The organism is Mycetocola reblochoni REB411 (assembly GCF_900163835.1).
GTDB classification, from domain to species: Bacteria; Actinomycetota; Actinomycetes; order Actinomycetales; family Microbacteriaceae; genus Mycetocola_B; species Mycetocola_B reblochoni.
In genome coordinates this window covers 70,064-80,650 of the sequence record NZ_FUKR01000048.1, presented here as the reverse complement: position 1 = coordinate 80,650, position 10,587 = coordinate 70,064, and the positions used below count along the sequence as shown (strand labels likewise).

At 66.6% G+C, this 10,587-nt stretch carries 8 protein-coding genes; 3 read left to right on the top strand and 5 right to left on the bottom strand.

Annotation, left to right across the window (positions count from 1 at the left end; translation table 11 throughout):
* The first annotated feature begins 432 nt into the window (after positions 1-432).
* From rsmG to FM119_RS08535, 3 genes are all read left to right on the top strand, one after another.
* On the top strand, positions 433-1,074 hold the full coding sequence (gene rsmG / locus FM119_RS08545; RefSeq protein WP_087137250.1) for a 16S rRNA (guanine(527)-N(7))-methyltransferase RsmG: 642 nt from the start codon (positions 433-435) through the stop codon (positions 1,072-1,074).
* A gap of 1,944 nt (positions 1,075-3,018) precedes the next feature.
* Positions 3,019-3,975: a ParA family protein gene (locus FM119_RS08540; RefSeq protein WP_087137249.1), complete on the top strand. Its 957-nt coding sequence runs from the start codon at positions 3,019-3,021 to the stop codon at positions 3,973-3,975.
* A complete protein-coding gene (locus tag FM119_RS08535; protein WP_087137248.1) occupies positions 3,975-4,970 on the top strand; it encodes a ParB/RepB/Spo0J family partition protein in 996 nt (331 codons plus the stop codon). Before FM119_RS08540 ends, FM119_RS08535 begins: the two co-directional genes overlap by 1 nt.
* A 375-nt stretch (positions 4,971-5,345) precedes the next feature.
* Here the strand turns inward: FM119_RS08535 and FM119_RS08530 are convergent, their stop codons facing one another.
* The 5 genes from FM119_RS08530 to FM119_RS08510 all read right to left on the bottom strand — a co-directional run bounded on the left by FM119_RS08530 (position 5,346) and on the right by FM119_RS08510 (position 10,553).
* Positions 5,346-6,407 (bottom strand): D-alanine--D-alanine ligase family protein, encoded by a 1,062-nt coding sequence (locus tag FM119_RS08530; RefSeq protein WP_087137247.1) that lies wholly within the window; start codon positions 6,405-6,407, stop codon positions 5,346-5,348.
* A gap of 22 nt (positions 6,408-6,429) precedes the next feature.
* Entirely contained in the window at positions 6,430-7,782 is a 1,353-nt protein-coding gene (locus FM119_RS08525) for an aminotransferase-like domain-containing protein (RefSeq protein WP_179205274.1), read from the bottom strand.
* 128 nt (positions 7,783-7,910) lie between these two features.
* Positions 7,911-8,234 carry a thioredoxin gene (gene trxA / locus FM119_RS08520; RefSeq protein ID WP_087137245.1) on the bottom strand — a complete coding sequence of 108 codons (324 nt, stop codon included), beginning with the start codon at positions 8,232-8,234 and terminating at the stop codon, positions 7,911-7,913.
* A gap of 32 nt (positions 8,235-8,266) precedes the next feature.
* A complete protein-coding gene (gene trxB / locus FM119_RS08515) occupies positions 8,267-9,223 on the bottom strand; it encodes a thioredoxin-disulfide reductase (RefSeq protein ID WP_087137244.1) in 957 nt (318 codons plus the stop codon).
* Positions 9,224-9,266: 43 nt separating this feature from the next.
* Positions 9,267-10,553: an NAD(P)-binding domain-containing protein gene (locus FM119_RS08510; RefSeq protein WP_087137243.1), complete on the bottom strand. Its 1,287-nt coding sequence runs from the start codon at positions 10,551-10,553 to the stop codon at positions 9,267-9,269.
* Between the last annotated feature and the right edge of the window lie 34 nt (positions 10,554-10,587).

The following is a 10,587-nucleotide window of genomic DNA, read 5'->3' as shown; positions in this document are numbered from 1 at the left end:
GTCTACGACGCAGACAACCCGATCGGAATCTCCACCACTCCACGGGACGTCACCGGGCGCCGCGGGTGATGGACGATGCTGTGTCGCGCCAACCGCAATGCTTCTCCCGGCGACGCTTGGCGTCGGATGCGACGTCCCTGCCCGTGTGCCCAGTGGCGTCTGGAACGCCCGCCATCGAACCGGCGGGCCCGAGCTCGCGACGCTGATGGGGTACGGGGCTCGCAACGGCATCTCCTGGGTTGTGGGCACGTAGGTAATAGATCGATGATCTGGGCTTTTTCTGCTTTTTGCCGCTGTGCTTCGTTGTGATGGGTGAGATGCACCGTGCTGGTGGTCGGACAGGGCCCGATCGATGCTGCCAGGTCCTCCCTGGCCACGGATCGCGCGACGGTTCGGTTCAGATCTCGGGTTGAGACCTGGGATGATTGATGTATGTCTCTCGACTCCCTGGAAACCGAGCCTGCAATCGCGGAATCGCTCTTTGCTGAGCAGATCGAGCCGGCACGCACATTCACTCATCAGTTGGCACAGCATGGCGAGGAGCTGGGGCTCATCGGTCCGTTGGAGCTCCCTCGCCTGTGGACGCGGCACATTCTTAATTCAGTGCTTGTGGCTCCTCTTTTGGTCACCGGTGCCCGTGTCGGTGATGTGGGAACGGGTGCCGGTCTTCCGGGATTGGTTCTTGCTATCGCCAGGCCAGACGTCGAGTTTTTCTTGATCGAGCCGATGGAGCGACGGGTTGACTGGTTGCTTTCTCAGCAACGTCTTCTTGGATTGGACAACGTCACTGTTCTGCGCGGTCGTGCTGAGGACATGGACGGTATCGACGATCTTGATCAGGTGACGGCTCGTGCCGTCAGCGCCTTGTCGAAGTTGCTCCCATTGACCGCTCCGTTGCTCCGTGATGGCGGCGAACTCGTGCTCATGAAGGGTGCGAATGCGGCGAAGGAGATCGTCGCCGCGGAGAAAGTCGCTCGCAAGCTAAAGGTCACTGATTTGCGCGTTGAGGTGCTGGGCGAGGGAGTCGTCGAAGAGACCACTCGCGTCGTGCGTGGGTGCGTTCGCTCCGCATAGGAAGATCGGCGGTTCGCGTTTCACGTGAAACGCGAGAGTCGGTGTTACTGACCCGTCGTCGACCCGCTCCTCTTGGCTATCGTTATGGCGCCCCGCGAGCCCGAGTCGATCGGAGCGCGGCAGGGGTGGGAACTCTGTGGTGCCGCGATGGCGCGGTTAGCTGACCAACGAGCGAGCAGACTGGTTCGCGGGCTGTCTGGGGGTGTTTCGCTTCTCCTCCCCGTTGATATGGCATTGATTGAGTCGCCTCTCTTCGCGCTTGGCGTCGCCGTGTCGGTTGATTCGTCTGACGCCGCGCTTTGGTGGAGCTCCCACGTGCACATCCAGAACTGTGTGAACGTGTCACGTGTGGGTTCCTCGACGGCATCATCTCAACGGGCGAGGCTCGGCTGGAACCCAGGGCGACAACGCTTCCACGTGCCTGTGTCGTATGTGCCACGTCGGCGGCAGGGATGCTCACGCTTGCCGCGGTGTGAAGTTCAGGGACCGACGGACGCTCCGCCTGCTGCCGGTTGACGGTCGCCGTGTGCGGACGTGCTGCGCGTCGACTTCTTGGCGGAGTCGACGTTTCACGTGAAACCACGAGTTACGCCCAGCAGCGCGGCGCGGTCAATGAGGCGGCTATGGGGTCCGTGCGGTCGGTGCCGCGCCGGTGCCGGCGGGCTCTTTGTGCAGTGATTTGGCGGTAGCGGGCGTTGCGACCGGCGGACCCTTTCCCTCTCCCTCTCCCCTGCGCGCCGGTGAGCCAAGCGGAGAGCGCGACGAAGCTACATGGGTCGGCGCCATAGACGTGGCTATCGGTCGAGTGAACACGTGATGGACCGGCGAGCGTCCGGCGTTCCGGCATTCCGACGTCCTGGCTCAGCGGATCATGTGCTCGATCACTGCGAAGAAGTTGTCCGGCAGTTGGCCCGATAGTGCACCACGAGTGCAGCTACACAGGGGTTGCTAGGTGCAACTGGATCATCGGGGGACGCTCGCCGGGCCGGGCCGGGCCGGAGTGCACAAGTGGCGTCCGTCATGGATATCACGGGGTGATGGAGCCCGGGTCTCGTGGGACCGTATTTCTGGGTGCTCAAGGGCACTCGTATCGACGCCCGTTCTGCTCGTTGGGATCCTGTGCCGTGATTTGGGGAGGTCCTCGCTGCTGCGCCGTGGCGTCGACGCTGAACGGCTGACTGCCCCGTGCTCCACGCAATCCCATGCGTGCTCGCGAGGAGACTGCCCGCGGTCGTGACCCGCAAGTGGATCATGACGAGGCGTGCCACATCGTGCCCTGAGTGGACGTGGTGTGCGTCATGTCACTCCGGTACCGCCAGCGTCGCTGGTCGCGGGACCTGACACACGCGAGTGTTCGGCGGAGACGAGCAGTTCGCGGTGGGTGAGAAGTTGCTCCGGACGTGAACGAGACGCGCAGCGAACTGGGCCACCTCGGCCGGGTTGATGCGCGGTCGAGGCATTGACCTGAATCTGGAGCCGAGCGATGAGTTAAGGCTCGCGGCTGAGGTCGTTGCCGATGCCCATCCCGGCGACTCCGTTCCGGATCTTCAGGGTGCGGCGTCGCGACAACCGACGGACAGAGGAGCCAGTGCGAACACCCCCATCCCCCGCAACCTTGGGCAACAGAGTCCAGACCCTGATCGTGTGGGGCAGCTATCTTCGGCTGACGGTGGTGCGGTCCGGGGCGAGCCCTGCTGCTCCTGTCAGCGATATGAGCGCGTAAACGCGAGCCGCGTACCTGGTTCTTCCCGCGGCGCGGCGTCGACTGAGGCGACCGCGCAGTCGGCCTGATCGATACGACGATGACGGCGCGTCCGGTCGCCGACGACCAGTTCTTCACAACGATGCACCGTTGGGGAACGGGACCCAATGAACCGTGATCGCGGGGTGTCGCAAAGCTGATCGGGTACGGTTGTGGTGTGACGGAATCAACGAGAGTTTCACGTGAAACACACGGACGCGGTGGCGCGGCACGTGTCTAGTTCCGCATTCGATAGCTCCACTCCCCTGGCTCGAGAGATCGCCGACCTGACCAGTCGGCGCGCGTTCGTCGCATCCCAGGACGTTCCGCGACCAGAGAAGACCCGCGTCCTCACCGTGTCCAATCAGAAGGGCGGAGTCGGGAAGACGACCACGACGGTCAATGTTGCTGCCGCTCTCGCGCATTACGGGCTCAAGGTTCTGGTCATCGACCTGGATCCGCAGGGCAATGCCTCGACGGCGATGGGGGTTGAGCACCACTCTGAGACGCCCAGCATCTACGATGTGCTGATCGACGACTTCCCGCTCGCCGATGTCGTTCAAAAGAGTCCCGAAGGCGACACTCTCTACTGCGCACCGTCGACGCTGCACCTCGCGGGCGCCGAGATCGAGCTCGTCTCCCAAGTTGCACGTGAACACCGATTGCGCACAGCGCTGCAGGACTATCTCGACTCGATCGCGGAGCCGTACAACTACGTGTTCATCGACTGCCCGCCGTCGCTCGGGCTGTTGACGATCAACGCCTTTGTCGCGGCGAACGAGGTCTTCATTCCGATTCAGGCCGAGTACTACGCGCTCGAGGGCCTCAGCCAGCTGCTCAACTCGATCAGCCTTATCCAGAAGCACCTCAACCCGAGGCTGCGTCTGACGACGATCTTGTTGACGATGTACGACGGCCGAACCAACCTCGCGCAGCAGGTTGCCGCAGATGTACGCCAACACTTCGCCGATCATGTTCTCGAGACGGTGATCCCCCGGGCTGTTCGAATATCCGAAGCTCCGAGCTTCGGGCAGACGGTCATCACCCATGATCCGAGCTCCTCCGGCGCGGTCTCCTACCTCGAAGCAGCCGGCGAGATCGCTCGTCGAGCACTCACAACCCCCGGTGGGTCGAATGAACACGAAAGCGCAGGTCTGTGATGGCAAGCAAGCGAACGGGTCTCGGGCGTGGGATCGGTGCCCTGATCCCGACTCAGTCATCCGGGGACGATTCCTCGCGGCCAGTCGACGTGTTCTTCCCCGACAGCACGGCCATTTCGGGCGTGGAAGCAGCCTCAGCGCGGCCAAAAGATGAAAACGCTGATCTTTTGGCAATTCCGGGTGCTCTCCTGAGGGAGATTCCGCTCGCTGACGTCGTTCCAAACGCTGTGCAACCCCGCCACACCTTTGACGAGGCCGCGTTGTCCGAGCTGGTGCACTCGATCAGCGAGTTCGGCGTCCTGCAACCGATCGTCGTTCGTCCGCTGCGTGATTCGAGCGGTAAGTACGAGCTGATCATGGGTGAGCGGCGATTCCGTGCCTCTAAGCTCGCCGGACGGGACAGCATCCCGGCGATCGTGAAGAACACTGCCGATGAGGACATGCTTCGCGACGCTCTTCTCGAAAACCTCCACCGTGCGGACCTCAATCCGCTCGAGGAGGCGAGCGCCTATCAGCAGCTTCTCAGTGACTTCGGCATCACACAGGAGCAGCTCGCCACACGGATCGGGCGGTCGCGTCCGCAGATCTCGAACACGCTCCGTCTGTTGAGGCTGCCGGAGACCATTCAGCGTCGCGTCGCCGCCGGCGTGTTGTCGGCGGGCCACGCCCGAGCGATCCTGTCGTTGCGTGACGAGAGCGAGATGCAACGCCTCGCAGACAAGATCGTCAACGAGGACCTCTCCGTTCGGGCGGCCGAGGCGGCCGCGGCCGTCATCAGCGCAGCCGCGCAGGGCGCGAAGAAGCCACTCCGGCCGGTGTCCGGCGCGCGTCACGAGCAGCTCGACCAACTCGCCACTCGGCTCGGCGATCGACTGGACACACAGGTGAAGGTTGCGCTGACGGCGCGAAAAGGGCAGATCAAGATCGATTTCGCCACGATCGGCGACTTGAATCGCATCCTCAAGGAGCTCGGAGAGAGCGGGTTCGGAGAGTAGCGGCTGCGCGCTGCGGGCACGGAAGACGGACCGAGCAGGCCGCTCCGGCTGAGTGGAGATAGGGAGCAGCCGGTGGGCGGCTAGCGTGAGGCATGTGGGGATCACGCAAAACGGCTTTGGCCGTTGCCGTTCGCGCTGGCGCTGCGGTTGCGGTTGGCCGTTGCCGCTGCGGTTGCGGTTGGCCGTTGCCGTTGCCGTTGCCGTTGGCGTTGCCGTTGCCGTTGCCGTTGGCGTTGCCGTTGGCGTTGCCGTTGGCGCTGGTGCTCCTGTGGGCGCGGGGAGCGGGGCGCAAAGAATAGACATCAGCGGTGGGCTGCGTCCGCGCGGCGATCAGCCCTGACCCGTCGCCAGGCGATGGGGCGCGGAGCGCGAGGCTCAGCCGCGGCGGAGCGCGGCCCGAGCGAGGTCGGCGTAGAGATCGGCCTCGGCGATCCCCGCCGCGCGGATGGCGAGAGGCATGAGGGAGGTCTCTGTGGTCCCGGGAAGCATGTTCGCCTCCAGGAACCAGGGAGTACCGGCGTCGTCGACGATCATGTCGATGCGCGACAGCTCGCGCATGCCCAGGAGATCGTGGATCCGTACCGCCGCGTCTGCGGCACGGTCGAGGACGTCGTCGTCGCAGCGGGCGGGTGTGTAGAAGACGGTCTCCCCCGCGTTGTAGCGTGCCTCGAAACTGTACAGACCGGTCACCGGAGCCACCTCGACCGGGGGCAACGCCACCGGCCCATCGCCCGTGTCGACGACGGTGATCGCAAGCTCCGTCCCGCTGATGTGCCGTTCGATGAGGGCATTGTCCGAATAGGTGTACGCGTCGACCATCGCCCGGGGAAGGAACGCCTCGTCCGTGACGATCGTGATCCCCTGGGCTGAGCCGCCATGCTCGGGCTTGACCACAGCCGGAACGCCGAAGCCGCTTCCCACGGCCGCCAGGACCTGATTGGCGCCGAGCTCACGGAACGACGCGCGGGACAGGGTCACCCACTCCGGTGTCGCCAGGCCCGCGCGAGCGACGATCGCCTTCGCCGTCGGCTTCGACCATGCCAGCGCCGCGGCGCCGGCCGGGGTCCCGACGTAGGACACGCCACTGAGGTCGAGGAGCGCCTGGAGGGTGCCGTCCTCCCCGCTGGCGCCGTGCAGCGAGACCCAGTAGACGTCAGGTCGCTGATCGGGCGAGGCGGTCAGCAGCTCACCGCTCGGCTCCTCGAGGCGCGCGGAGTGGCCGGCGCGCTGCAGAAGCTCGGTGACGCGTCGCCCGCTGCGGAGGGACACGTCGCGTTCGTGCGAGATACCGCCCGCGAGGACGACCACGGTAAGCGGGCGCTCCGTCGAGGCGGCGTCAGGATCGGAGGCGGCATCCGTCGCGGGCGTCGCGGAAACGGGGTCGGGCGTGACGACGGAGTTCTCGGTCCTGTCGCCGGGGGAAGTCGTGCTCGTCATGGTGTCCTGCTGCTTTCGAGAGTCAGTTGATGTCCGGCGGGGGTGCGCTGTAGTCGCGGCGTGACGACGGGTGATCGAGCGGCCCGGTCCCGGCGAAGGTGTCGAGCAGGTCCTGCTCGCCGTTGATGACGGTGCTCAGCCGGCGGATGCCGACGCGGATCTGCTCGGGCGTGGGATAGCAGAAAGACAGGCGCATGTTGCGCCCGCCCTGGCCGTCCGCGTAGAAGGCCGTGCCGGGCGTATAGGCCACGAGCTCGCGAACGGCACGCGGCAACATGGCCTTCGAGTCGAGGCCCTCGGGCAGGGTCAGCCACACGTAGAAGCCACCCGCCGGGTCCGTCCAGCTGAGCTCGGGGAGGTACTCGGCGAGGGCACTGAGCATCGTCTCCTTGCGCTCGCGGTACACCCCGCGGAAGGTGTCGATCTGGCCGCGCCAGTCCGCCTGCTCCAGATACTCGGAGATCACCAGCTGGCTGAAGGAGCTCGGGCTGAGAACCGCCGCCTCATTGGCGAGGATCAGCTTCTCCCTGATCGCGTGGGGCGCGAGCGCCCAGCCGACACGGAACCCGGGGGCGAGGGTCTTGGAGAACGTGCCGAGGTAGACGACGCCCTCCTCCTCCTGGGCGCGGAGGGCGTCCGGGCCCTTCTTGCCGAAGTAGAGCAGGCCGTAGGGGTTGTCCTCGAGGACGAGGATGTTGTTCTCCCTCGCGATCCGCAGGATCTCGGGGCGGCGCTCCTCGGAGAGCGTCACTCCGGCGGGGTTGTGGAAGGTGGGGATCGTGTACAGGAACTTGATCCGCTTGCCCGCCGCCTTCAGACGCGCGATGTGCTCGCTCAGCGCCTCGGGGATCAGCCCGTGCTCGTCCATGGGAACATGCTCGACCTGCGCCTGGTAGCTCTTGAAGATCACCATCGCGGTGACGTAGCTGGGGCCTTCGGACAGCACGACGTCGCCCGGGTCGATGAACAGCTTGGAGAAGAGCTCGAGCGCGTGCTGAGAGCCGGTGGTGATGACCACGTCGCCGGGGCTGCCGGAGATGCCTTCCAGCGCCATGACCTCCATGATCTGCTCACGCAGTCGCTCATGTCCCTGACCGGACCCGTACTGGAGCGCGACGGGACCGCGCTCGCGCATGACCTTCTCGAGCGTGCCGTTGAGGATGTCCTGTGGGAGGGCGGAGACGTAGGGCATGCCGCCGGCGAGCGAGACCACTTCCGGTCGGCTTGCGACGGCGAACAGCGCTCGGACCTCACTGGCGGCCAGTCCCGATGTGCGCTCTGCGTAGTTGAAGTACCACGGGTCGAGATTGTTTCCCGTGGACGCCTGTGATCCCTGATCTGTCACTGTTCCACCGTTCTTGCGTCGTTTCTCCATGCTACTCACCTGGGAGGGGCCGCCCAACCGTGGCAGTCCGGGCCGCGAGGAGCGGTGGGGCCGCGCCGCACGCGAGACAGACGAGAACGGGCCGCCCCGAAGGGCGGCCCGTTCCACGTGAAACATCGTCAGCCGATGAAGGCGGCGAGGTCGGCCTCGAGTGCGGCCTTCGGCTTGGCGCCGATGATCGACTGGACGACCTCTCCCCCCTGGAACACCTTGAGCGCGGGGATCGAGGTGATCTGGTACTGCGCGGCGAGCTGCGGGTTCTCGTCGACGTTGACCTTCACGACCTCGAGCTTGTCACCGTGCTCGTCGGCGATCTGGTCGAGGATCGGCGAGACCATGCGGCACGGGCCGCACCAGGCGGCCCAGAAATCGACGACGACGGGCTTGCTCGCCTCGAGGACGTCGGACTGGAAGGTCTGTGTCGTGACATCGCGAGTGGACATGGGAACTCCTTTACTGGGTGAAGACGGTGGGGTCAGGACTGGGCACGGAGGAGGCGCGAGTCCTCGCCCGCCCGCTCAGCCAGGTAGTGCTCCGCATCGAGGGCGGCGACGGTCCCGCTCGCGGCAGCGGTCACTGCCTGCCGGTACTGGGGATCGATGACGTCGCCCGCGCCGAACACGCCGGCGAGGTTGGTGCGGGAGGATCGGCCGTCGACGGCGATCGTGCCGTCGCTCGTCAACTCGAGCTGACCGTGAACGAGGTGCGTCCTCGGGTCGTTGCCGATGGCGACGAACAGGCCGCCCACGGCGAGCTCGCTCTCGGTGCCGTCGACAGTGGAACGGAGAGTGAGGGCCTCGACCGCGGACTCGCCGGTGATGCCGACCACCTCGTTGTTCCAGACGAACTCGATCTTGTCGTTGTCGAACGCGCGGTCCTGCATGATCTTCGAGGCGCGCAGGCTGTCCCTGCGGTGCACGACATAGACCTTCTCTGCGAAGCGGGTGAGGAAGGTGGCCTCCTCCATTGCGGAGTCGCCGCCGCCGACGACTGCGATGGTCTTCCCCTTGAAGAAGAAGCCGTCGCAGGTCGCGCACCAGCTCACGCCGCGGCCGGACAGGCGCTCCTCGTCCTCGATGCCGATCTTGCGGTAGGCGGAGCCCGTGGCGACGATGACGGTCGCCGCCTCGTAGTCGCCCGAGTACGAGGTCTTCACGGTCTTCACGTCCCCGTCGAGGCTCACCTCGGTCACGTCATCGAGGATGATCTCGGTGCCGAAACGCCTGGCCTGCTCCTCGAGCTTCATCATGAGCTCGGGACCCTGCACGCCCTCGGGGAAGCCGGGGAAGTTCTCGACCTCGGTCGTGTTCATCAGCTCGCCGCCCGCCTCGACGCTGGAGGCGATCAGCACGGGCTCCAGATTGGCGCGCGCCGCGTAGATCGCAGCGGTGTAGCCGGCCGGTCCTGAGCCGATGATGACCAGATTGCGCACGTTGTGCTCCTTCGGAACTGGGGTCTGGGAAGTGGAACCCATCCTAGCCGCCGGCTATTCCGTCGCCCGGAGCGCCGGCCCGCTGCTGGCGTCCCCCCGTCGCGGTTGCGCCGCTGGCGTTCGGCGGCTGCCGCGTCTCTCCGGCGGAGCGGGGCTGCCGAGCCTCGTCGGCTGAGGCCCGGCCGTCGAGCATGCGGGTGAGCTCGCGGACGGCAGCGGTCCCCGCCCGATTGGCGCCGACCGTTGACTGAGACGGCCCGAAGCCGACCAGATGGATGCGCGGCTCGGCGGCGACCCGCGTCCCGACGACCGGGATACCCCCCTCATCGGAGCGCAGCGCGAGCGGGGCGAGGTGCGCGAGGTCGGGCCGGAACCCGGTCGCCCAGATCACGACGTCGAGGCTCGTCGACGAGCCGTCCTGCTCGACCACTCCGGTCGGGGTAAAAGAGGTGAACAGGGGGCGACGATCGAGCGCACCCCGTGCCTGCGCCGACCGGGCCGCATCGGACCACAGCAGCCCCGTGTACGAGACGATGCTGCGCGACGGCCGACCCGCCTCGACGTCGGCCGCGACGCGTCGGGTCACATCGACCCCGGCGACCTCTGGCAGGAACGGGCCCTCGCGGAACACGGGCGGGCGGCGGGTGTACCAGCGCGTCGTCGCGACGCGGGAGACCTCGTCGAGCAGCTGCACGGCGGTGATCCCTCCGCCCACGATCCCGACCCGTCGCCCGGCGAAGGCGGTCGCGGACACGTAGTCCCTGGCATGCAGCACGGTGCCGCGGAACAGGTCCTGCCCGGGGACGACGGGGACCACCGGTGCATTCCACGTCCCCGTGGCGTTGATGACGGCGCGCACGACCGCGGCGCCCCGGTCTGTGCGCACGCGGAGCAGGCCATCGGCGGCCGTGTCGACCCTCTCGACGGCGAGCACCCGCACCGGCCGGCCGATCGGGACGCCGAGCTCCCGCTCGAAGTCGCGGAAGTATGCCGGAACGGCGATGCGACTGGGCTCGTCGGGTGACGACGCGGGGACGGGCATGCCCGGCAGTGCGAAGATGCCGTTGACGGTGCCCATCGTCAGTGACTCCCAGCGGTGCTGCCAGGCGCCGCCCGCGGCGTCATTGGCATCGACGACGGCGAAGCTTGGTTCCGCGGTTCCCGACCCGACGGCACCCGCCGAGGGGGCGGGCCGGTCCGTCGCGTCGTTCCTCGCACCGAAAAGCGACACGGGCCGGTACCCCGCGCTCGACAGCCGCGCGGCGGCGGCGAGACCGGCCTGCCCCGCGCCGATCACGAGCACGTCCGCGGTTGGTGCAGTCCGCTCCATGGGCACCTCCGTGGTGGGGAAACCCGCGCCGTCC

Bases quoted from the DNA above. Each gene is read 5' to 3' on its own strand.
- rsmG (WP_087137250.1), top strand. From the start codon at position 433: ATGTCTCTCGACTCCCTGGAAACCGAGCCTGCAATCGCGGAATCGCTC.
- FM119_RS08535 (WP_087137248.1), top strand. From the start codon at position 3,975: ATGGCAAGCAAGCGAACGGGTCTCGGGCGTGGGATCGGTGCCCTGATC.
- FM119_RS08530 (WP_087137247.1), bottom strand. From the start codon at position 6,407: ATGACGAGCACGACTTCCCCCGGCGACAGGACCGAGAACTCCGTCGTC.
- FM119_RS08525 (WP_179205274.1), bottom strand. From the start codon at position 7,782: ATGGAGAAACGACGCAAGAACGGTGGAACAGTGACAGATCAGGGATCA.
- trxA (WP_087137245.1), bottom strand. From the start codon at position 8,234: ATGTCCACTCGCGATGTCACGACACAGACCTTCCAGTCCGACGTCCTC.
- FM119_RS08510 (WP_087137243.1), bottom strand. From the start codon at position 10,553: ATGGAGCGGACTGCACCAACCGCGGACGTGCTCGTGATCGGCGCGGGG.